A 22,379-nucleotide genomic window follows, 5' to 3' on the forward strand; every position below is an offset into this window, starting at 1 on the left:
ATGTACCAGTTTGTACTGGGAAAAATCTCCACCCTTTGCGCGGACCCGCTGGCGTCAACGCTCGCAGACAGGGCACCTCAGGGTGCCCAACAGGCCTCCTGGCTGGCCGGGAGGACGCTGCTCGCGAGAACGTTATCCCCTCACCCACTCCCCGATATTATTTACGGCGAGCAGGGGAAACCGGCCTTTGCGAAGGGTCATCCGCTGTGGTTTAACCTGAGCCACAGCGGTGACGATATCGCCCTGCTGATGAGCGATGAAGGCGAAGTCGGCTGTGATATCGAAGTGATTCGTCCCAGGAAAAACTGGCAGGCGCTGGCGAATGCGGTCTTCAGCATGACGGAGCATGATGAGCTTGAGCGCGAGGCGCCAGAGGAACGGCTTGCCGCCTTCTGGCGCATCTGGACGCGAAAAGAGGCGATCATAAAGCAGCGCGGCGGCAGCGCCTGGCAGATTGTCAGCATCGACAGCACGGCGCAGACGCACGCGGTCAGCCAGCTACAGGTCGGTTCGCTGAGCCTTGCCGTCTGTACATCGACCCCTTACACCCTGACCACCGAGTCGATTATTCACGTCGGGACGTTCGGGGCAGAAAAATCACTAACACACCCAGAATAATAAACCCGACGCCCACCAGCCCGTGCCAGGAGAAGCGTTCTCCCCAGCCGGGCAGCAGGATCGCCGCGGCCCACACCAGGATGTAGCTAAGACTCAGCAAGGCATACGCTTTGCTGAGCGCCATACGATGCAGCGCCAGATACCAGCAGCCCATGGAGGCCACATACCCCATCAACCCCAGCAGCAGCGCCCCCGTGCCGGATGAGAAGTGCCACAGCGCGGAAATAAGCGCCAGAACATCGCTGACCGGCGGCAGTGCCTGCATGGCCTCGCGCAGCAACAGCTGCGCCGCGCTGACTAACAGCACGCTGCATAAGGCCCAGAAAGTCCCTTTCACAGGCTCCCTCCCAGGATAACAATCCCCATGATGATGAACCCCACCCCCAGCCAGTGATGCGACGCGACGTTTTCACGCCAGAATACCCTGGCCGCCAGCGTCACCCAGACAAAATTGAGGCTCAGCATAGGGTACGCGATGCCGACAGGCAGGCGTTGCAGCACCACCAGCCAGACCAGCATCCCGCTGCCCAGCGCCAGCAGTGCCAGACCAAGCCACAGCGCGATGTGCGTCCCGCGCCGCCCGGCTTTCGCCGGACGGGTGGCCTGTTTCTGGCACAGCTGCCCAGCGCAGCTGAGCAGGCTTGCCAGTATCAGCCAGATCCAGGTCATCACTTCGGCAGATACTCCAGCAAGGCCAGACGCCCCTGGATATAGAGATTGTCTGGCTGCGGTAAATTCGCCTGTGAAATATCGTCGCGTTTTGAGAGCAGCATTACCAGCGACACGCGCCCCTGCTGACGATGCGCTGCCAGCCACTGCGCGAAGTCGTCCTCACTGACAAAACGATCTTTCACATCGGGATAATCCAGCCCGTAGCGCAGTTCGCCGCTCTGACCAAACAGCGTGATGTCATTGCGCTTCAGCTCCCACGCCAGGCCCGCGGCCACGCCTACGTTATTGGCGAGTACGAATCGGCTCTCCTGCAGCGGCTCGCGCACGGTATCGACCAGCGACTGCGGCTGTTTGGAATCCACCACCAGGTTAGGAATAGCAAAACCAATCAGCAGCGCCAGGCCTGCTGGACACAGAGCCGCCAGCCACCATCGCTGCTGGCTCTGCCGGAACGTAAACCAGCCTACCGCGGCCCAGATGAGGAACGCGACCACCGCGCAGAACACTTTATACAGTTCGACCGAGGTCCAGACCGGATGCTTAGACAGTCCCCACGGGGAGACCACCAGCGCGGCCACCACGCCGATAACGCCAAACGCCAGGTTAATTCCGCCGTTAATGCGTAACGCTCTGGCGCCCTTCTCCGCCGCGAGGCAGGCATAACGCGCCATCAGGATCGCCAGCGGGGCAAAGCACGGCAGGATATAGGTCGGCAGCTTGCCTTTGGCGATGCTGAAGAACAGCAGCGGCATCACCACCCAACCCAGCAGATAGAACCCACCGCCCGCGTTTTGTCGGTCATTCCAGCCGAGACGAAACGCGCCGGGCAGCAGTGCCAGCCACGGCAGGCTACCCGCGATCAGGAACGGCACGTAGTACCAGAACGGGGCTTTGTGCTGCGCGTCGCTCTGGGCGAAACGCTGAATATGCTCCACCCAGAAGAAGTAACGCCAGAAGTCAGGCTCTCTCTGCGCAATGGCCAGCCCCCATGGCAGAACAATCAGCACGCAGCTCAGGATCGCGAGCCAGCCAAAAATCAGCACCTCTTTCCAGCGCTTCTGGGCGATCGCCCACGGCAGCACGCCAATCACCGGAACGGCCAGCGCCAGGAAGCCTTTGGTCATCACCCCCATCCCGCAGGCCAGCCCAAGCAGCACATAGCCGCTCGCTTTTCCGGCAACGGTTTGGGCCTGTGACGCCAGCCAGAAGCTGCACATCGCCGCCACCAGCCACAGGGTGATGATAGGATCCAGCACCGCATACGTGCCGATGCCATACACCAGGAACAGGGTCAGGAAGATCAGCCCGGAGAAAATGGCGGTCCGCTTATCCCGCCAGAGACGCCAGGCCATCCAGATGACCAGCAGCGCGGCTAAGCCGGTAGAGAAGATAGACCCGGCGCGCACGGCGAGGTTCGTGTGCCCGAACAGCATCTGTCCGATGCTGTTGATCCAGTAGCCAGCAATCGGCTTTTCAAAGTAACGCAGCCCCAGAAAATGCGGGACTACCCAGTCTCCGGAGGCCAGCATTTCACGGCTGATTTCCGCATAGCGCGTTTCATCAGGCTGCCAGAGCAGGCGGATATCGACCGGAATGAGGTAGTAAACGATAAACAGTGCGAGAAGCGCTAAGCCATAACGGGCTGTTTTCATGGGGCCGGACTCACGGTTTGTTGATAGCCAAGCCAGCCTTCCCGGCCAGCCATTTCATTACGGACAACTTTGCCTACGGGCAGGGTGCTGAGGTCGTCTGGCAGCAGCTCGCTCAACGGGCAGAATTCGATGCCCTCCTGAGCGGCCATGGTCAGCAGTTCGTCGAAATCATGCTGATACGCAATCCCTTCCACTTCGGCATGGATGGTATACACCGGCGTGCCGGCGTCACGATGAATGCGGTCCAGGATGTAGCGATTGAACTCATTCGCTTTCACCTCGCGCCCGACCACTTCATCCCAGGTAGGAAGCGTGACCGGAATTTGCACCGTACCGTAGCGATTTTCGCCTAACAGCGGTAAAAAGGGCCCGTTTCCGCGGCAATCGCTGTTGTAGCGAAACGCGAAGGCCTCTTTAGCTTTCACCACGCGCTGATCCGCACGCCATCCCGCCACGGCGGAGCAGCGCACGGGCTGACCGATAATGGCCTCCAGCTCCAGCATCCCACGCTCGACCTCACGGGACAGGCGCGGGATATCCCAGACGCCCGCCCAGGCTTGCCAGGCATGGTGATCCCAGGCGTGCAGACCCACCTCATGATGCTGAGCCGCCTCACGGATAACCGCTTCATTACCCGCGCCGATGCGCCTGCCGGGCCAGGCGGTGCCTGCCAGCAAAATATCCCAGCCGTAGAGGGATGCTGCGCGCGAGCGCAGCATTTTGAACAGAAATGCCGGTTTAATCAGACGCCATAAATGGCGCCCCATGTTGTCAGGCCCCACGCTGAAGAAAATGCTGGAGCGCACGCCGTGCTTGCTCAGCAGCTCCAGCAGTTTGGGTACACCGTCACGCGTTCCCCTGAAGGTGTCGACATCAATGCGTAAACCGACTTTTTTCATGAGACCTGTTCCGACAGCTCCACGGTGCGCAGGAAGAAATCGAGCGTTTCATCAATGGTCTGCTCCATCTTCACCGTCGGCGTCCAGTTAAGGCAGCGCTTCGCGTTGCGAATGCTTGGCTTACGGTGCTCAACGTCCTGGTAGCCCTTACCATAGTAGCTGCTGCTTTCCACTTCGCGGAAACCGGCAAACGGCGGGAATTTATCGCGCAGAGGATGGCGCTCAAAGCTGGCCAGCAGCATCTCGGCCAGCTCGCGAATGCTCGCTTCGTTGTCCGGGTTACCGATGTTGATGATTTCACCGTTGCAGCGGTTATCTTTGTTTTCGATGATGCGGAACAGCGCTTCGATACCGTCGCTGATATCCGTAAAGCAGCGTTTCTGTTTCCCGCCTTCGATAAGCTTGATTGGCGAGCCTTCCACCAGGTTCAGGATCAGCTGGGTGATTGCACGGGAGCTGCCGATACGCGCCGCGTTCAGGTTATCCAGACGTGGCCCCATCCAGTTGAACGGACGGAACAGGGTAAAGCGCAGGCCCTCTTTCTCACCGTAGGCCCAAATCACGCGGTCCAGCAGCTGTTTGGAGACGGAGTAAATCCAGCGCTGTTTGTTGATCGGCCCGACCACCAGGTTAGAGGTGTCTTCATCGAAGTTCTTATCGGTACACATGCCGTACACTTCAGAGGTGGACGGGAAGATGATGCGCTTGTCGTATTTCACGCAGTCGCGGATGATCTTCAGGTTCTCTTCGAAGTCCAGCTCGAACACGCGAAGCGGGTTACGGGTGTACTCGATTGGCGTGGCAATGGCGACCAGCGGCAGCACCACGTCGCATTTTTTAATGTGGTATTCAATCCACTCGGAGTGGATGCTGATATCCCCTTCCACGAAGTGGAAGCGCGGGTTGTCGAGGAAACGGCTGATTGCATCCGCGCCAATATCCAGGCCGTAGATTTCGTAGTTATCGTCCTTGAGCAGACGTTCAGTCAGGTGGTTACCGATAAAACCGTTCACGCCGAGGATCAGCACGCGGGTGCGGCGTTTGATGGCAACAACCGGGGCGCTGGTGATCAGCGCCCCGGCCACCAGGCCCAGAGACTGCGCCAGCTGGGTGCCCTGAACGTACAGGCCGTTGTCGGTTTGTCCGGTGACGATCTCCAGCGCCTGCTCGCCGCAGCTCACAATCAGCGGGGAGACGGAGACGACGGTGCCCGGTTTAGCGGCCGGGATGTCGTCACGCACGCGGGATTTCCAGACGATGAATTTGCTTACGCCCGCAAAGCTGTAGGCGCCCGGCCACGGATCGGTTACGGCGCGTACCAGGTTGTGCAGCTGGCGGGCCGGTTTATTCCAGTCCAGACGACCATCTTCCGGCGCGCGGCGGCCAAAGCAGCTTGCCTTGCTCTCGTCCTGTGCGGTTTCGCTGAAGTTACCGTTAAGGATGCCCGGCAGCGCATCACGCAGCAGCGTCTGTGCCGTCGCGTTCAGCTTTTGATGCAGCTGCAGCGCGGTATCGTCCGCATCAATAGCGACCTTCTGCTGTGCCACGATAGCGCCCGCATCCGCACGGCGTACCATGCGGTGCAGCGTCACGCCCGTTTCCGTTTCACCGTTCACCAGCACCCAGTTCAGCGGGGCGCGGCCACGGTAGGCGGGCAGCAGAGAACCATGAAGATTAAAGGCGCCTTTTGCGGCCAGGCCTAAGATCTCGTCGCAGATCAGGTTGCGATAGTAGAACGAGAAGATGACGTCAGGCGCGAGGGCGCGAATGCGCTCCACCCACAGCGGGTGGTTGACGTCGTCCGGCGCATAAACCGGAATTCCACGCTCGGCGGCGATACGCGCCACGGAGCCGAAAAAGTTGTTCTCTCCGGCCGTGTCCGGATGGGTAAAGATTGCCGCAATGTCATAGCCCGCTTCCAGCAGGGCCTGTGTGCCCGTGCACCCCATATCGTGATAGGCAAATACAACAGCTTTCATGGGTGAATTTCCTCTTGAGATGCTTTGTGTTCCTGACGGACAACACGTTGAATAAAGTAGCGCGGACGTGCGCGAACGTCGTTATAGATACGGCCAATGTATTCACCGAGGAGCCCCATCCCGACAAACTGGGCGCCGATGAACATAAACAGCACGGCAAAGAGCATGAAGACCCCTTCCGCCGCCCACTGCGGGCCAAAGACCAGTCGCAGTACCACCAGCAGAACGGACAGCCCAAAACCGGCCACGGCGATGATGCTGCCGAAAACGCTCAGCAGACGCAGCGGCGTGGTGGTCAGGCAGGTGATGAGGTCGTACATCAGGTTGATGAGACGCATAAAGCTGTACTTCGATTCCCCGTGCTCGCGCTCGGCGTGCAGGACCGGGATTTCCGTTGCCTTACGGGCAAAGGTATTCGCCAGAATCGGAATGAAGGTGCTGCGCTCATGGCAATGCAGCATGGCGTCGACAATATGGCGGCGGTAGGCGCGCAGCATGCAGCCGTAATCGCCCATCGCTTTACCGGTCGTGCGCTGGATCAGACGGTTGATGGTACGCGAGGCGAGCTTACGGAACAGGCTGTCCTGGCGGTTCTGACGTACCGTGCCGACCACGTCATAGCCTTCGTCGGCTTTGGCCACCAGGCGCGGGATCTCTTCCGGCGGGTTCTGCAGGTCCGCGTCCAGGGTGATGATTAGATCGCCCGTGACGTGGCTAAACCCCGCCATAATCGCCGAGTGCTGGCCGTAGTTACGGTTGAGCAGCACGGCCACAATGTGGCTGCCTTCAGCCTGTGCGGCTTCGGTCAGCATCAGCGCGGAATTATCGCTACTGCCATCATCCACCAGCAGAATTTCGTAGGCCTTGCCCATCGTGTCGCAGGCGGCCGTTGTACGGCGGATCAGTTCGGGCAGGCTCTCCTGCTCGTTGTAAACCGGGATTACCACGGAAACTTTTTGTACAGGCGGTGCACTGAACATATCAATGTCCTGCAAGCTGATGGAGTGCGGTAATGACGCGGGTTGTGTCGTCATGAGTCATGTCCGGGAAAAGAGGGAGAGAACAAATACGCGCGCTATTCCATTCAGAATTCGGGAGCGATACATCAGGAAAACGCTCGCGGTAGTATTTTTGCGTGTGGGCCGCGCGGAAATGGAGGCCGGTACCGATGCCTTTCTCTTTCAGCGCCGCCATCAGGTTGTCGCGGGAAATCCCGCAGCGCGCTTCATCAACGCGAATAATAAACAGGTGCCAGGCGTGCACGTGCGGCCATGACCGGATGGTGAGCGGCTGGAACGGCGTATCGGCAAGCTCCCGCAGGTAGCGTTCAGCGATTTCCTGGCGGCGTTTGTTGGCCTCTTTCAGTTTGCCTAACTGCACCAGCGCCAGCGCGGCGTTGATGTCCGCCAGGTTGTATTTATAGCCCGGTGCGATCACTTCCGCCTGCGGCGCGCGGCCGTGCGTCTGACGATCATAGGCGTCTACGCCCAGGCCATGGAATTTCAGACTGCGGATCCGCTGTGCCAGCTGGGCATTATCGGTGACCACCAGGCCGCCTTCCGCGCAGGTCATGTTTTTAATGGCATGGAAGGAGAAAATTGCCGTTCCCTTCCAGCCAACGTGACGGTTTTTGTAGTACGTTCCGGCGGCATGGGCCGCATCTTCAATCACCGGAATACCGTGACGTTCACCAATGGCGTGAATGGCGTCGATTTCACACGGCGCGCCGGCATAGTGAACGGGAATAATGGCTTTGGTACGCGGGGTTATGGCAGCTTCAATGGCTTCTGGCGTCACCATTAATGTGTCTTTATCCACATCAATCATGACCGGCGTGGCGCCCAGTAATACGATCATATTCAGCGTGGAGACCCAGGTCTGGGAAGGGGTAATGACTTCATCGCCCGGGCCAATATCCAGCGCCATCAGCGTGACGTGCATTCCCGCGGTGGCGGAACAGACGGCAATCGCGTGTTGATTCCCGGTAAGCTGACAGAATGCCTCTTCGAGTTCCTGATTCTTAGGCCCAGTGGTGATCCAGCCCGACATCAAAACGTCCTGAAGCGCCGCAATTTCCTCAGCGCCCATCGACGGTCGCGAAAAAGGCAGAAAATCACTCATTATTAATTTCCTTGCAATCAAAATGGCACGTTTTTGATATTAACCAAATGCTGGCCCGTTTATTTCAACGAACCATAAACTTATATCAAAGTATCTCTCTTTCCTTAGGGAAAAATTAAGACAGCGTTTACAACGCTATAAGACAACTAGCAGCCAATTGAAAAACAACAAGTTAATTTAATATTAAATATTTTTGATGTGATCTTCCGCAACATTTTGAAATGGGATGATTTAAACCATACATCAACAAACAAAAAAAATCCCGGCTATTTCAAAATAATATGAAATAGCCGGGAACTTTTCTTTTTAGTTAATTGTCGCGCTTATTACAGGTTATCTGGAAAGTTTTTCGGTAATTCACTGGCCGCGCAGGCGATCACACTTTCATTATTGGCACCGCAGTCGCGTACAAAGGTGATTGTGGCAAATTCATCAATCACTTCGGTTGGATACGCCGGGCCCGCATCGCGATAGCTGTTCATCAGCGGAATATGATCGTTCTGGAAGCAGACTGTTTTTTCCGGGTTGTTCATGACCCAGCGCGGGAAGAAGATGGTGCCGTGGAACAGTTTGTCGCCCAGGTTCACAATCAGGCTGACGTCGGTGCCGGTTGGCTCGGTCCAGGAAATTTTATAGATGCTCTCCCCTACCCGCACGATGTAAGCCTGCTGATCTTTCACCCAACGGTTTGCCACCAGGCCGCTGTGAATACGGTAATCAAGCGTGGTCTCATTTTTGACGTAAATCTCGTAGTTCCAGCCGTTGTCGTAGGTATAAACAAGGTGTTTGCCAACGAAGCCGCTTAAGTCGTGTTTGTCGAAGGTGTTCATAAGATGTCTCCTTTGTTTTGATGAGACGATCGTACCCCTTCAAAAAATGAATGAATAACGCTATGTTTTAATCAAATTCATCCAAAATTTAGATAAATTATGCACAAGACGACGCTGGAACAATGGTCTTTACTGGCGAAAGTGGTGGAAGCGGGCAGCTTTGCCAAAGCCGCGGAAGAAACCCACCGCAGCCAGTCCTCGGTGAGCTATAACCTGTCGCTGCTGCAGGAGCGACTCGGCGTGGCGCTGCTGGTGCCGGAGGGGCGACGGGCGGTGTTAACGCCGGCAGGAGAACTGCTGCTCAACCAGGTTAAACCGCTGCTGAAAGCCTTTTCGTACGTTGAGACGCGCGCAGCGACCCTTCGCAACGGAATGCGCACGCGGCTGGATCTGGTGGTGGACTCCATTTTCCCACGCCGCCGCCTGTTCGCTATTCTACGTGAGTTCCAGCAGCAGTATCCGCAGACCCAGGTACGTCTGACCGAGGTGCTGGAAAATACCCGCGCCGAAGCCATTAACGACGAAGCCGATGTGATGGTCTTAACCCGCCGCCAGGATATTACCGGGCTCGGCGAATGGCTGATGAATATCGACTTTGTTGCCGTGGCCCATCATCAGCATCCCCTCTTTCACCTCGACGCGCCGCTTAACGACGACATGCTACGCCCGTGGCCGCTTATTCAGATTGCGGACAGCCAGCCCGCCGCGCGCGCGGCCGGCGAGTCGTGGACCTTCTCCACCATTGATGCCGCCATTGAGGCCGTGGTCTCTCAGGTCGGCTACGGCTGGCTGCCGGAGGAACGTATCCAGACCCAGTTGGATCAGGGCGTACTGAAACGCCTGCCGCTGAGCCACGGCGCACGCAGGGCAACGCCGCTACACCTGATTATAAAGCGCTCTCTCGCCCCGCTTGATGAGCAGGTTGAGACGCTATTGCGCCTTTTTAGCCAGGAGCCGCCATCCTCACCTGCTACGCTTTAAGGTCCGAACGTTAAAACGATAAGGAGCAGATGATGAGAATCGACTTTGCGGGGAAAGTGGCGCTGGTAACCGCCTCAACCGGCGGGATCGGATTCGCCATTGCCAGAGGTCTGGCAGAAAGCGGTGCGGAAGTGATCGTCAATGGCCGGAGCACGGAATCGGTGAATAGAGGCATTCAGCAGCTGCAGCAGGTAGTGCCAGGCGTACAGGTGCGCGCCGCGATTGCCGATCTCAGCACGGCGGAAGGGGTAGAATCGCTGCTGAAGGTGGCGAATAACGTCGATATTCTGGTCAACAACGCCGGGATTTACGGTCCGCAGGATTTCTATGCCACCGACGATGAGACCTGGGAGCGTTACTGGCAGACCAACGTGATGTCCGGCGTACGCCTGTCCCGCGCCCTGCTGCCGGGCATGGTGCAGAAAGGCTGGGGACGCGTGGTGTTTATCTCCTCCGAGTCGGCCTGCAATATTCCGGCAGATATGATCCACTACGGCGTGACCAAAACGGCGCAGCTCTCGCTGGCGCGCGGGCTGGCGAAGTTCGTGGCGGGAAGCGGCGTGACGGTCAACAGCGTCTTGCCGGGGCCAACGATGTCTGACGGTTTCGCAGAGATGATGAAAGATGAAATCGAAAAAACCGGCAAATCGCTGGAGCAGCTGGCGAAAGAGTTTGTGATGGCCAACCGCCCCAGCTCGGTTATCCAGCGCGCGGCCACGGTTGAAGAGGTGGCCAATATGGTGATTTATGTCTGTTCGACCCAGGCCTCCGCCACCTCGGGCGCGGCGCTGCGCGTCGATGGTGGCGTCGTGGATGACATCATCTGATGCTGTCAGGCCGCGCTGCCTGCGACCCGACGAGCGGTAATATAGTGTGCTTGCCAGTAATCATCCGTCAGGGTTGAAACCGTTACGCCCTGGCTGCTTGAGGCATGAATAAACTGGCTGTCGCCAATATAAACGCCAACGTGCTTGCGGTTCGGACCCGTCTGGAAGAATACCAGGTCTCCGGGCCTCAGGCGATATTGCGCCACCTGCACGCCGCGATGAATTTGCTCGCGCGTCGTGCGCGGTAAATTCAGGTGTGCCGCATCGCTAAACAGGTGCTGCATCAGCGCGGAGCAATCCACCCCGCGATGCGTGGTTCCGCCCCACCGGTACTGGGTGCCTTTCCATTTCTGTTATTGATCGAGAATACGCGAGCGCAGCGGGCCTGTATCCTGATGCACCAGCGCAGATTTCGCCGGTGATACTGCCAGCTCACTGTTCATCGAGACCATCGACGCTGGAAGTTGAAAGCTAAACGCAGAAAACGAAGCAAAACTTAACGTGAGGATTGAAATAAGCGATCTAAGAGTCATATCAAGAAAGAAGTAGTGAGTGAGTTTTTCCTTACCTGTGGGGTTCAATGGGTTCCCCTAAATATCTTGCGATGTGGCGATAATATAGACAGGTCGTTTTTTCGCCAATCCTTATCGAGGCCAAAAATAGACTGACTTTGAGATCGCAAGATTGAGAAAAAAATGGTGGGGATATAAGGACTGTCCAGCTAAAGCAGGTAAACTGATCCGCAGAATGTGTATTTCAGCTAAGACGTATTTATGACCAATATGATTGCCGACGAGACGGTGGCAAAATCTAACGTGCTCTCTGTCTTTGACTTTGACGGGACGTTAACGCACCACGACAGCTTTATTCCTTTCCTGCGTTTTGCCTTCGGTAAACGTTACTTCGCGGGCCGCCTGGTGCGTATGGCGCTGCCCACGCTCCACTGCGTGCGTCGCAAGCTGACGCGCGATGAGCTGAAGGAAGTGCTGATTAAAACGTTCCTGACGGGCGTGGATGAACACTGGCTGCGCCAGCAGGCGGAAGCGTTTTGCGAAAAATACTGGAACAAGCTGATGCGTCCCGAAGGGGTTCTGGCGGTGGCGGCTGAGGTGAATTCCGGTGCGGAAGTGACCATCTGTTCCGCATCCCCGGCGCTGGTGCTCCAGCCGTGGGCTGACAAACTGGGCATTAAGCTGATTGGCACGCAGCTGGAAGTGAAAGACGGCAAGCTGACGGGGCGCATCACGGGCAATAACTGCCGCTGCGCCCAGAAGGTGGCCAGGCTGGAAAAAGTGTATGGCGATCTCAACGCCTATCACCTGCGTGCCTGGGGAGACACCCGCGGCGACCACGAGCTGCTGGCGGCGGCGCAGGATCCGCACTGGCGGCACTTCCATCACCCGCGCAAGCGTCGGAATTCACCGATTAAGGGTTAGGTGCGGTCTGGTGCCCTCACCCCGGCCCTCTCCCACAGGGAGAGGGAGAAAAACGATGCATTAGGCCTCACGTTTTCCCGGGAACATCACGCTCGCAATAATTCCCAGCGCCAGCACGCCCAATACCACAAACAGGCTGGCCGTGGCGCCAATGCTGTAACCGTGATGCCAGAAGTGATCGGTGGCATTTAACCCCAGCTTGAACGCCACGAAGAACAGCAGAAGCACCACCGCCTTCTCGAGATGCACCAGATACTGCTTCAGCGCTTCCAGCACGAAGTAAAGCGTACGCAGGCCAAGAATGGCGAACATCATGGCGCTGTAGATAATCAGCGGTTCGCGGCTCACGGCAATAATGGCAGGCACGGAGTCAAACGCGAACATCACGTCAGAGAGTTCGACGACGGCCACGCAAAGTAATAGCGGCGTCGCATAGCGCTTCGCCTTCTTCACCCGTCCGACCATCACGTCCTGGTTTTCCGGCTTTTCAAGCTCCGCATCCACCTCTTTCTGCGTCAGAATAAAGGCATTGCTGCTGATTTTTGGCCAGACCGGATAGAAGCGTTTTACCAGGCGATAGGCGAGATGACCCGAGTAATCTTCCACTTCGTCACTCTCTTCATTACGTCTGAGCATCATCACCGCCGTCCAGCCGACGACCAGCGCGAAAATCACTTCGACGTAGGGCCCCAGGCTTAACAGGCTGGTGCCGATAGCCACGAAAATACCGCGGAAGACTATCGCCCCCAGCACGCCCCAGTAGAGCACGCGGTGACGATACTTATCCGGCACGCCGAACCAGGCGAAGATCGCCATCATCACGAACAGGTTATCGACGGAAAGCACCTCTTCCAGCGCGTAGCCGGTGAGGAACAGGCTCGCCATCTCGGCGCCGTGGTGAACGTACAGGAAACCGGCGAAGGCCATCGCCATCATGACCCAGAAAACGGACCACATCGCCGCGCTTTTCAGCGAGATCGGTTTATCGTGACGGTGCATAAAGAGGTCGATAAACATCGCTCCAACGGCCATCACCACAAAGACAACAACGGTTTCAGTCGGGAAACCGAGATGAGCAGCAGACATACAAAACCCTTTTGGCAGACAAAACACAACACCATGCAAACTGGCGTAAACCAGGAACAGAAAAGGGTGGGCTGTTAATCAGCCTTTTCACCCTCAAAGCCGCAGCCCTGTCGGCTACGTAAAGAGGGGTGTACTTTACCTTACCAGGCGGGGATCGCGCATCTGCCGTTTAGGCGCTCATTCCGCGCAAGCGCTGCAGCACCGCCACCAGAACCGCTACAGACCAGCCCACCATCAACGCGCCCACCAGCCCCTCCACCCCGCCGATGAGCCGCCAGTGCTGGGGTAACGTGACGTCGCCGTACCCTACCGTCGCATAGCTCACCAGTGAAAAGTAGAAGCTGGTGTTCCAGTCATTAAACGCGTCGATGACAAAATAAAACGCCGCAAACAGTCCGGCCTCAAGGAGATGGGCAAAAATCATGGAGATCACGATACCGACATTGCGTAAAACAATGCGTACCGCAGAATCGACGTCTAATTTAATGAATTTTAAAACGCCAAACATCCACAGCGAATGAATCACCACGGTTAGGGTAAGCAAAATAATAATACTGAGTAGCTGCATGATGCGTGCTCTGACCAAAGGGAGTATGGCCCGCGAGCGCGGCGGGGCATCTGGTCGAAGCTTAGTTGAATGGAGAGGAAAAGTTGGTGCAATAATTGCGTTGCGTGATTATTTCTCTACCGGCACGACCAGCTTGCGGCTGGTTAGCAGCTGAAAACGCTATATCCGCAGCGCACTATCTGTGAGTCACCTCTTATTTACATCATTTAAACCTTCCATTAACTGGATAAAAATAACGCGCCGTCGCTATAGTGGTTTTGTTTAATAAAACCAAGTTGTACCTAATAAAACAAAGAACACACCCTGCGAGGATACAATGACAGAACATTTACGTAACGGCGCGACCGCCACCGAGGACATAGAAAGAGAGACGATGCGGAAGGTGATCTGGCGTATTCTCCCGTTTCTGATTGTCAGTTACCTGGTCTCCATTATCGATCGCGGGAATATCGGCATGGCTTCGCTGCAGATGAATGAGGACCTTGACCTCAGCAAAGCGGCGTTTGGCTTCGCCAGCAGCCTTTACTTCGTGGCCTATTTTTTGTTTGAGGTACCCAGTAATCTGGCCATGCAGAAAGTCGGCGCCCGGCTGTGGATCCCGCGCATTATGATCAGCTGGGGCATCGTCTCCATGGGCATGGCGCTGGTTCAAAACACCACGTCGCTCTATATCGTCCGTTTTCTTCTCGGGGCAGCGGAAGCAGGCTTCTTCCCAGGCGTCGTGCTGTATCTGACCTGGTGGATCCCTTCCCGCTACCGCGCGCGCATTATTGCGTCCTTTATGGTCGCCATCCCGCTCGCTAACTTCATCGGTTCCCCGCTTTCAGGGTTGATACTGTCGCTGGATGGCTGGCTGGGTCTTCGCGGCTGGCATCTGCTGTTCATCATTGAAGGCTTACCTGCGGTGCTGCTGGGTATTGCGGCCTGGTTTATTCTCCGGGATCGCCCTCATCAGGCGAAATGGCTGAGCAATGAACAGAAAAAGTGGCTGGAAACCACGCTGGAAACCGAGCGGAGCCAGCAAAAGAACATTGGGCATCAGACGACGTGGCAGTTGCTGAAGCATCGCCAAATCTGGCTGATGGCGCTGATTTACGCGGGCGCATCGTCCGCGGGCACCACCATCAGCGTCTGGTCTCCTCAACTGCTGAAATCCTTCCATCTCGATAATCTTGAGACAGGTCTGCTTAACGCCATTCCTTACGGCCTGGCATCGGTTCTGATGATTGTCTGGGGACGACATTCCGATCGCACCAACGAACGCCGCTGGCATACCGCGCTGACGCTGTTCATGATTGCCGCCGGCGTGTTCGCTGCCTTTGTAAACGTCTCGCTCTTTGCCACTATCGTGATCCTGAGCATTATCCTGACAGGCGCGTATTCTGCGAAAGGGCCTTTCTGGGCGCTGGCATCCGGCTGGATGAGCAGCTCCTCGGCGGCGGCAGGGCTGGCCGCGATTGGCGCCATCGCGAACCTGATTGGCGGGGTGGTCATGGTAAATGCCTACGGCATAATCAGCGAGCAGACGGGCAGCTACACGCTGGCTATGCTTCCGCTAGCCGCGCTTTGCCTGGCCGGGGGTATCGCGGTGCTCATTATGGGACGGCAGGCCCGCAACGCTCAGCTACACGAAAAACAGGTCACACATTAGTGATGACAGAAGCGGGACAAATGTCCCGCTTCTGCGTTTAAAGATTTTCTTCCGCCGCGTCGCTCGTTTCACCAAAGAACTGCTGACAGAAGGGCTTACTGGCTCCCATTTTCTGCGACAGACGGCTGGCCGCCGCCTTCATCAATGGCCCTATCTCCTTCTCACGACGATCTTCCGTCAGCCGTGAGATGGGGCCGGTCAGGGCTAACGCCGAAACCAGCTTGTCGTGAACGCCGAAGACGGGCATCGCAAACGCCGCGGTGTGGGGATCGCGTGCGCCTGACGTGTAGAAAGGAAGTTCTGCGTCTCCCTCCGGCAGGCTTTCATTGAGCCCCCAATGGCGCAAGACCTTACTAATGGCCGAATTATCGAGCGGGAACTGGCTGCCGGGAAGATTGCTGTGTCGCAGGCCGTGCGACGCTTCCGCGCGAAACAGGCAAAGGCGCTGCCCACCCTCCAGCACATACCAGCTGGCACTCTCCTGAGACGCCAGGGAGAGCGCCTGAAGCTCTGGCTGAACCACCCGCGAAAGATGGAAAGATTGTTCATACAGCTTGCCGAGGTAAAGCAGACGTGGGCCAAGCGCATAATTGCCGTCTTCATGCCTGACGACGTAATTCATCCGTTCAAGAGAATTCATCAGGCGGTAAACCGTGGTTTTGTGATAACCCGACAGCTGTGCCAGCGCGGTCAGCGTCAGGCTCTCATCTCCAGGACGGAAGCAATCCAGTAAAGCCAGCGCTTTTTCAACCGCTACAACGCCTTCATTCCCCATCATTATCTCCTTGTTAGCCCGGCAGTGAGTGTACCTCAAATTTTGTGAGTCACTTCGTGTTTACATCACAAACGCCACCTCGGGTCTGGCTAAAAGGAAAGCAACACCGCTATAGTTGTTTTGTTCTGTACATCTGCATTGTACTCAGTAAAACAATATGGAGACATTCATGTCCGTTTCTGAAAAAAAACCAATCAATCGCCAGTTCGAACGCGTTTCTGCCGAGGATGTTCGTCGGGCAGCCGAGTACCAGGCAGCCATTCTGGCCGACGTGGCCGGTCGCCGCGGTACGCTTCATGGCCGCATCAAACCGCTGGCCCCACACATGTCCGTTGCGGGTCCGGCCATCACGGTGGAAGTCCGTCCGGGTGATAATCTGGCGATTCATGCCGCGATGGCGGTTGCGCAGCCCGGCGACGTCCTGGTCGTCGATGGCAAAGGCGACCTGAGCTGCGCGCTGCTTGGCGAAATCATGGCTACTCAGGCTCAGGCGAGCGGCATTGCGGGCATCATTATTGACGGCGCTGTACGTGACGCCGATTCCCTGAGCAAAGGCCACTACCCTGTCTTTTCTGCCGGCCTGAACCCCTGCGGCCCGACAAAGTTAATTTCTGGCCGGGTTAATCATCCCATTTCAGTCGCCGGGGCGACGGTTCAGGCCGGGGATCTGGTTGTGGCGGATATCGACGGCGTGGTCGTCATCCCGCGCGATGAGGTTCAGCAGGTAATCGCGCTGGCAAAAGAAAAGCTGGAGATGGAGACCCGGCGTCTTGCCGCCATCCGTGAAGGCGATTTGCGTCCACACTGGCTTGATGACGCGCTTCGTAAGGCTGGTATGTTGACCGACGGGGAGACGCTGTGATGGGAGGCAAAGACGTAGTTCTGGTTACCGGAAGTGACCTGGCGGAGCAGGCCATGGTGATGTTGCAGGGCTTTGAGGTGGTGTTTGCAGGCCGCCAGCCGACAGAAGATGACCTGATCGCGCTGTGTGAACGACACAATCCCGTGGCGATTCTGGTTCGTTACGGCCGGATCACCGCGAAGGTTATGGATGCCGCCCCGGCTTTGCAGGTTATTTCCAAGCACGGAAGCGGGATCGATGTGATAGACCAGACGGCAGCGGCCGAACGCAATATCGCCGTCCGCGCGGCCCCAGGCGCAAACGCGGCGGCAGTGGCTGAACATACCTGGGCGCTGATCCTCGCCTGCGCAAAGTCAGTGGTGCCTCTGGACAAGCGGCTGCGGGACGGGCACTGGGATAAGGCGACGCATAAATCCATTGAACTGGAGGGCTTAACGCTGGGGCTAATCGGGTTGGGCGCTATCGGCTCGCGCGTGGCGACTATTGGTCACGCCTTCGGCATGAAGGTGCTGGCTTACGATCCCTATGCTAAGTCCATGCCTGCCCTGTGCGAACGCGCAGAGACGCTGACCGGACTTCTTTCCCGTTCCGATGTCATCTCTTTGCACTGTCCGCTGACCGATGAGAATCGGGAGATGATCAATAGCGAGACGCTCGCACACTGCAAGCGGAACGCCATTCTGGTCAATACGGCACGCGGCGGACTGATCCACAGTGAATCGTTACTGGCGGCGCTCCGGGATGGCACGCTGCACAGCGCAGCGCTGGACAGCTTTCCCCACGAGCCGCTGACCGCGCCACATCTCTGGCAGTCCGTAGAAAACGTGGTTATTTCACCGCATATTGGCGGCGTTACCGCAGCGTCATACATCAAGATGGGGACCGTGGCCGCGAGCAATATTCTGGCCGTGATGGACGTCACCACCGTCAGCCCGTAAAGCCAACCGCGACGAGTGGCAGCGCGCTTATGTCACTTGTCTTCTGCCAGCGCCTGAGCACACGCCCAGGCACTTGCCCATGCCCACTGGAAGTTGTACCCGCCGAGCCAGCCGGTCACGTCCATCACTTCGCCAATAAAATAGAGCCCCGGCACGTTGCGCGCTTCCATGGTGCGGGAAGAGAGCTCATTCGTGTCGACCCCGCCCAGCGTAACTTCCGCGGTGCGGTAGCCCTCAGTCCCGTTTGGCTGCACCCGCCAGTTTGTCAGGGTCTCCACCAGAATCTCCTGCTCGCGGCTGTTAAGCTGCTTGAGCGACACGTCGGGGATCTGCCCCAGCGCCTGCAAACATTCCACCAGACGTTTTGGTAGCTGCATTGCCAGGGTATTTTTCAGGCTCTGGTTCGGGTGTGCGGTACGCTGTTCATTAAGGAACGCGTCTAGATCGCAGTCCGGGAGCAAGTTAACCGTGACAAACTCCCCCGGCAGCCAGTAGCTGGAAATTTGCAGTACCGCCGGGCCGGAGAGGCCGCGATGGGTAAAGAGCAGGTTTTCGCGGAACACCGTCCCGTCTTCGGCGGTAATGACGGAGGGAACAGACACGCCGGACAGCGTCTGAAGCTGCTCGAGAAGCGGTTTATGCAGCGTGAACGGCACCAGCCCGGCGCGCGTAGGCAGGACTTTCAGGCCAAACTGCTCGGCGATTTTATAGCCGAACGGGGAAGCGCCCAGCCCCGGCATGGAAAGGCCGCCGCTGGCAATCACCAGATTATCGGCGCTGACGGTTTCGCCGTTGAGCTGCAGCGTGTAGCCCTGGTCGTCGCGGGAAACCTCCAGCACCTCGGTGCGCAGGCGCATGACCACGCCGCCCTTCTCGCACTCGGCCACCAGCATATCGACAATCTGCTGCGCGGAGTCGTCGCAAAACAGCTGTCCCAGCGTTTTTTCATGCCATGCGATACCGTGCTTACCGACCAGGTCGATAAAGTCCCACTGGGTATAACGCGCCAGCGCAGATTTACAAAAATGACGGTTTTGGCTCAAATAGGCCGCGGGTTCAACATACAGATTAGTAAAGTTGCAGCGCCCGCCGCCGGACATCAGGATCTTACGGCCTGGCTTTTTACCGTTATCCAGCAGCAGCACGCGACGACCCGCCTGTCCGGCCATTGCCGCACAAAACATACCCGCCGCACCGGCGCCAATTACCACGGCATCAAACCTTTCCACGTCAAAACCCTCTTTGTTAACTGCCGCGGATTGTAAAGTTTCCTATGTGGTCACACCAGCGTAAAAAGATATTACAAAGCCATTCCATTGAAATTTAAAGAATATCCTTTCTGGCCCTTTTCTCAAATCAGGTGGTATGTCAAAAAAAGTCTATATTTCACTTTGCCCGCCGCGCATTTGTCCTGGATAATGCGCCGCGTTCATGTCCTCAAAATGGCGTAACGTCCTATGCTACATTTGTTTGCCGGCCTGGATTTACATACCGGGCTTTTATTATTGCTTGCTCTGGTTTTTGTACTGTTTTACGAAGCGATCAACGGCTTCCACGACACTGCAAACGCAGTAGCGACGGTTATCTACACTCGCGCAATGCGATCGCAGCTTGCGGTTGTTATGGCGGCAGTATTTAACTTTTTTGGTGTCCTCCTGGGCGGGCTGAGCGTTGCGTATGCGATTGTGCATATGCTGCCAACGGATCTGCTGCTTAACGTTAGTTCTGGCCATGGCCTCGCTATGGTGTTCTCAATGCTGCTTGCTGCAATTATCTGGAACCTCGGTACCTGGTATTTCGGCCTGCCTGCATCCAGTTCTCACACCCTCATCGGCGCGATTATCGGTATCGGGTTAACCAACGCCCTCATGACCGGTACCTCGGTTGTTGATGCGTTAAATATCCCGAAAGTACTGGGGATCTTTGCCTCACTCATCGTCTCCCCTATCGTGGGTCTGGTGGTGGCGGGCGGGCTGATCTTCATCCTGCGTCGTTACTGGAGCAATACCAAAAAACGCTCCCGTATTCACCTGACGCCAGCAGAGCGTGAAAAGAAAGACGGCAAGAAAAAGCCGCCATTCTGGACGCGTATTGCCCTGATCATTTCCGCAATCGGCGTGGCCTTCTCACACGGCGCGAACGATGGTCAGAAAGGCATTGGTCTGGTGATGCTGGTACTGATTGGCGTTGCACCGGCAGGATTCGTGGTCAACATGAATGCCTCCGGCTACGAAATCACCCGTACCCGTGATGCGGTCAACAACGTTGAAACCTATTTCCAGCAGCACCCTGAGCTGCTGAAAAAAGCGACCGGCGTTGACCAGCTGATCCCTTCTCCGGAAGCCGGTGCCACGACTGCACCTGGCGAGTTCCACTGCCATCCGGCAAACGCGATTAACGCGCTGGAACGTGCCAAAGGGATGCTGGGCAATATCGAAAGTTATGACAAACTGACCGTTGAGCAGCGTGGTCAGCTGCGTCGCATTATGCTGTGCATCTCTGATGTGACGGATAAAGTGGCGAAGCTGCCTGACGTGAATGTTGACGACCAGCGTCTGCTGAAGAAACTGAAAGGCGATATGCTCAACACCATTGAGTACGCGCCAATCTGGATCATTATGGCCGTCGCGCTGGCGCTCGGTATCGGTACGATGATTGGCTGGCGTCGTGTGGCGACCACCATCGGCGAGAAGATCGGTAAGAAAGGCATGACCTATGCGCAGGGCATGTCCGCGCAGATGACGGCGGCAGTGTCTATCGGTCTGGCGAGCTACACCGGTATGCCGGTATCGACCACCCACGTACTCTCCTCGTCCGTGGCAGGTACCATGATTGTTGACGGTGGCGGTCTGCAGCGCAAAACCGTAACCAACATTCTGATGGCCTGGGTGTTCACCCTTCCGGCATCCATCCTGCTCTCTGGCGGGCTGTACTGGATTTCGCTGAAGCTGATTTAATCGGTTGAAGGCGACAAAAAAGCGGGTCAGGAAACTGACCCGCTTTTTTATGGCTGTTATTTGCAATCGAACAGTTTATAACATTAGGATTTCCTGAACATTTTTTGCTCAAAAGAATTGCGAAGATAACACTATGATGACGGTCAGAAGAAAAACCAGACAAAGGAGAATGTATGGCTTCTGTCCCTATCTCAGGACCGGGTTCAATCGTTATAGCGAACAATATGCGTGAGGCACGCCTTAACGGAATGTCACGCAATATGGCCACTCCCTCAACGTATTACTGGTTCTACCAAAAGTCCGAAATGGTGGTCCCTGGGATTACAAAAAGTTCGACCCTTATTTTGCTGCATTTGGTAATTTCAACTTCGGAGCCGCCGGAACTGCAGCAGGCATTCCTGCAAACATCCTTCTTATGGGAGCAGGTTGGGCGCAAAGCCGTGCTGGCACATCAAAACCTGAATGGGGAAAATGGTACGAAAAGCCGCCTTACGGGGACGATCCAACGGACCAACGCAATACCAGAGAAGGAATAGAGTATGCCATTCAAAACGGCTACTAAATGGATTCATCGCCTTGTTACGGTTTCGCTTCTGGCTCTGGTCATTGGATTTGTGTGGCTAAACCACCAGCCCAATCAGCGAAATAACGATGCACTTCAACACGCTTATAAATTATCTGACAGCGTCTGGCTCTATATGACCGTGAACAATCAGGGTGGTGCCACCGTACCCACCATCTACCGTTACTATCTCTCGGAAAAGATAACAGGGAAAGACACCGACATTATCCATCAGTTGGCTAAGAAGCATCCTGTCATTGAAGGTACGGGTACAATTACTGCGGCCAGTATCGATACAAACGGAGACGTTAACATCGCCTATAGCGGGAAGGTTACTTCGATTGAGACCAATATCTCCGATCTTCGGTTCTCAGTTAAGCCCTGAACCAGAGGAAAGAAGGCGGGGCTGACCCCGCCTGCTGTGGTGATCAGTGCCAAATCATCAATGCAATCATGCTGACGACGACCAGCCCGCACAGGGCACTGGTCAAAATGAACTGACGACGCAGGCGCTCGCAGCGACGGATAAATTCTTCATCGTGATGATCGCGGTAGCGCTGGTAGTAGATGTATCCCACCAGACGCATCTGTTTGCTGGGCTGTCCATGCGAAGTGAAGAACCCTCCACCGTCCACATACTGATAAAGCAACGGATCGCAACCACGAAGTACCACTAACAGCGCACGTAACGATGAGAAGTAGCGCGCCATATTCACTATGCAAACCACGCATAACGCCCAAAACAATGCGACGGTGCTAATCATACATCCTCCCCGGCGTCCGCCCACGAAGCAAGGCTTCTGAGCTACCGCACCCCAATGCCCTGACAGACAGTTCAGTGAAAGAATGACCAAAAGTCGATCCGGTTCGCGTTTTAATATCCGAACGGCTCATTTAATAGTGTAGGAGATCCGTTAATTTTTTTGCCACAAGGTTAATCGTTATCAACACCAAAGCTTGAAAAA

At 56.4% G+C, this 22,379-nt stretch carries 23 protein-coding genes and 1 pseudogene; 10 read left to right on the forward strand and 14 right to left on the reverse strand.

Annotated features, from left to right (window positions below; all coding sequences use genetic code 11):
• A complete protein-coding gene (acpT, locus tag ELK40_RS21255; protein ID WP_127732533.1) occupies positions 1-618 on the forward strand; it encodes a 4'-phosphopantetheinyl transferase AcpT in 618 nt (205 codons plus the stop codon).
• Here the strand turns inward: acpT and arnF are convergent.
• The 8 genes from arnF to ELK40_RS21295 form a co-directional block, all read right to left on the reverse strand.
• A complete protein-coding gene (gene arnF / locus ELK40_RS21260) occupies positions 566-955 on the reverse strand; it encodes a 4-amino-4-deoxy-L-arabinose-phosphoundecaprenol flippase subunit ArnF (RefSeq protein ID WP_127732535.1) in 390 nt (129 codons plus the stop codon). The genes acpT and arnF overlap by 53 nt on opposite strands.
• Entirely contained in the window at positions 952-1,287 is a 336-nt protein-coding gene (arnE, locus tag ELK40_RS21265) for a 4-amino-4-deoxy-L-arabinose-phosphoundecaprenol flippase subunit ArnE (protein WP_244599418.1), read from the reverse strand. The genes arnF and arnE overlap by 4 nt, the downstream gene beginning before the upstream one ends.
• Positions 1,287-2,942, reverse strand: a complete 1,656-nt coding sequence (gene arnT / locus ELK40_RS21270) for a lipid IV(A) 4-amino-4-deoxy-L-arabinosyltransferase (protein WP_127732538.1) — start codon at positions 2,940-2,942, stop codon at positions 1,287-1,289. The genes arnE and arnT overlap by 1 nt, the downstream gene beginning before the upstream one ends.
• Positions 2,939-3,841: a 4-deoxy-4-formamido-L-arabinose-phosphoundecaprenol deformylase gene (arnD, locus tag ELK40_RS21275; RefSeq protein ID WP_127732540.1), complete on the reverse strand. Its 903-nt coding sequence runs from the start codon at positions 3,839-3,841 to the stop codon at positions 2,939-2,941. The genes arnT and arnD overlap by 4 nt, the downstream gene beginning before the upstream one ends.
• A complete protein-coding gene (gene arnA, locus ELK40_RS21280) occupies positions 3,838-5,820 on the reverse strand; it encodes a bifunctional UDP-4-amino-4-deoxy-L-arabinose formyltransferase/UDP-glucuronic acid oxidase ArnA (RefSeq protein ID WP_115876824.1) in 1,983 nt (660 codons plus the stop codon). The genes arnD and arnA overlap by 4 nt, the downstream gene beginning before the upstream one ends.
• Positions 5,817-6,800 (reverse strand): undecaprenyl-phosphate 4-deoxy-4-formamido-L-arabinose transferase, encoded by a 984-nt coding sequence (gene arnC, locus ELK40_RS21285; protein WP_115876823.1) that lies wholly within the window; start codon positions 6,798-6,800, stop codon positions 5,817-5,819. The genes arnA and arnC overlap by 4 nt, the downstream gene beginning before the upstream one ends.
• A gap of 1 nt (position 6,801) precedes the next feature.
• Positions 6,802-7,941 (reverse strand): UDP-4-amino-4-deoxy-L-arabinose aminotransferase, encoded by a 1,140-nt coding sequence (gene arnB, locus ELK40_RS21290; RefSeq protein WP_127732542.1) that lies wholly within the window; start codon positions 7,939-7,941, stop codon positions 6,802-6,804.
• A 326-nt stretch (positions 7,942-8,267) separates the two neighbouring features.
• On the reverse strand, positions 8,268-8,771 hold the full coding sequence (locus ELK40_RS21295; protein WP_008503103.1) for a phenolic acid decarboxylase: 504 nt from the start codon (positions 8,769-8,771) through the stop codon (positions 8,268-8,270).
• Between the two features lie 99 nt (positions 8,772-8,870).
• Here ELK40_RS21295 and ELK40_RS21300 point away from each other — a divergent pair, with 99 nt between their 5' ends.
• Together ELK40_RS21300 and ELK40_RS21305 are read left to right on the forward strand one after the other, a co-directional pair.
• Positions 8,871-9,752 (forward strand): LysR family transcriptional regulator, encoded by an 882-nt coding sequence (locus ELK40_RS21300; RefSeq protein WP_127732544.1) that lies wholly within the window; start codon positions 8,871-8,873, stop codon positions 9,750-9,752.
• 32 nt (positions 9,753-9,784) lie between these two features.
• Positions 9,785-10,579 (forward strand): SDR family NAD(P)-dependent oxidoreductase, encoded by a 795-nt coding sequence (locus tag ELK40_RS21305; protein ID WP_127732850.1) that lies wholly within the window; start codon positions 9,785-9,787, stop codon positions 10,577-10,579.
• Positions 10,580-10,584: 5 nt separating this feature from the next.
• Here the strand turns inward: ELK40_RS21305 and ELK40_RS21310 are convergent.
• Positions 10,585-11,112, reverse strand: a pseudogene (locus ELK40_RS21310) (NlpC/P60 family protein).
• A gap of 240 nt (positions 11,113-11,352) precedes the next feature.
• Here ELK40_RS21310 and ELK40_RS21315 point away from each other — a divergent pair.
• Positions 11,353-12,015, forward strand: coding sequence for an HAD family hydrolase (locus tag ELK40_RS21315; RefSeq protein ID WP_111963721.1), 663 nt, complete (start codon positions 11,353-11,355; stop codon positions 12,013-12,015).
• A 60-nt stretch (positions 12,016-12,075) separates the two neighbouring features.
• On the opposite strand, the gene ELK40_RS21320 is transcribed toward ELK40_RS21315, so the two are convergent.
• Both ELK40_RS21320 and ELK40_RS21325 read right to left on the reverse strand, forming a co-directional pair.
• Complete coding sequence (locus ELK40_RS21320; RefSeq protein WP_023309545.1) at positions 12,076-13,101, reverse strand: TerC/Alx family metal homeostasis membrane protein; 1,026 nt, start codon at positions 13,099-13,101, stop codon at positions 12,076-12,078.
• Positions 13,102-13,270: 169 nt separating this feature from the next.
• The gene (locus tag ELK40_RS21325) at positions 13,271-13,669 is read right to left on the reverse strand and encodes a potassium channel family protein (protein ID WP_115876818.1); all 399 of its coding nucleotides are present in this window, start codon (positions 13,667-13,669) and stop codon (positions 13,271-13,273) included.
• Positions 13,670-13,985: 316 nt separating this feature from the next.
• Here ELK40_RS21325 and ELK40_RS21330 point away from each other — a divergent pair, with 316 nt between their 5' ends.
• A complete protein-coding gene (locus ELK40_RS21330; protein ID WP_115876817.1) occupies positions 13,986-15,320 on the forward strand; it encodes an MFS transporter in 1,335 nt (444 codons plus the stop codon).
• Between the two features lie 37 nt (positions 15,321-15,357).
• Here the strand turns inward: ELK40_RS21330 and ELK40_RS21335 are convergent, their stop codons facing one another.
• Positions 15,358-16,095, reverse strand: coding sequence for an IclR family transcriptional regulator (locus tag ELK40_RS21335; protein WP_115876816.1), 738 nt, complete (start codon positions 16,093-16,095; stop codon positions 15,358-15,360).
• A 169-nt stretch (positions 16,096-16,264) separates the two neighbouring features.
• On the opposite strand from ELK40_RS21335, the gene ELK40_RS21340 reads away from it, so the two are divergent.
• Complete coding sequence (locus ELK40_RS21340) at positions 16,265-16,957, forward strand: RraA family protein (RefSeq protein ID WP_115876815.1); 693 nt, start codon at positions 16,265-16,267, stop codon at positions 16,955-16,957.
• Positions 16,957-17,895, forward strand: a complete 939-nt coding sequence (locus ELK40_RS21345; RefSeq protein WP_115876814.1) for an NAD(P)-dependent oxidoreductase — start codon at positions 16,957-16,959, stop codon at positions 17,893-17,895. The genes ELK40_RS21340 and ELK40_RS21345 overlap by 1 nt, the downstream gene beginning before the upstream one ends.
• A 32-nt stretch (positions 17,896-17,927) precedes the next feature.
• Here the strand turns inward: ELK40_RS21345 and ELK40_RS21350 are convergent, their stop codons facing one another.
• Positions 17,928-19,124, reverse strand: coding sequence for an NAD(P)/FAD-dependent oxidoreductase (locus ELK40_RS21350; protein WP_127732546.1), 1,197 nt, complete (start codon positions 19,122-19,124; stop codon positions 17,928-17,930).
• 228 nt (positions 19,125-19,352) lie between these two features.
• On the opposite strand from ELK40_RS21350, the gene pitA reads away from it, so the two are divergent.
• The 3 genes from pitA (at position 19,353) to ELK40_RS21365 (ending at position 21,799) form a co-directional block, all read left to right on the forward strand.
• Complete coding sequence (gene pitA / locus ELK40_RS21355) at positions 19,353-20,852, forward strand: inorganic phosphate transporter PitA (RefSeq protein ID WP_127732547.1); 1,500 nt, start codon at positions 19,353-19,355, stop codon at positions 20,850-20,852.
• 406 nt (positions 20,853-21,258) lie between these two features.
• A complete protein-coding gene (locus ELK40_RS23000; protein ID WP_348523115.1) occupies positions 21,259-21,414 on the forward strand; it encodes a hypothetical protein in 156 nt (51 codons plus the stop codon).
• Positions 21,392-21,799, forward strand: coding sequence for a hypothetical protein (locus ELK40_RS21365; protein ID WP_127732549.1), 408 nt, complete (start codon positions 21,392-21,394; stop codon positions 21,797-21,799). Before ELK40_RS23000 ends, ELK40_RS21365 begins: the two co-directional genes overlap by 23 nt.
• Positions 21,800-21,842: 43 nt before the next feature.
• On the opposite strand, the gene uspB is transcribed toward ELK40_RS21365, so the two are convergent.
• Positions 21,843-22,178: a universal stress protein UspB gene (uspB, locus tag ELK40_RS21370; RefSeq protein ID WP_003861224.1), complete on the reverse strand. Its 336-nt coding sequence runs from the start codon at positions 22,176-22,178 to the stop codon at positions 21,843-21,845.
• Positions 22,179-22,379 lie beyond the last annotated feature (201 nt).

The organism is Enterobacter sp. N18-03635 (genome assembly GCF_004006055.1).
GTDB classification, from domain to species: Bacteria; Pseudomonadota; Gammaproteobacteria; order Enterobacterales; family Enterobacteriaceae; genus Enterobacter; species Enterobacter vonholyi.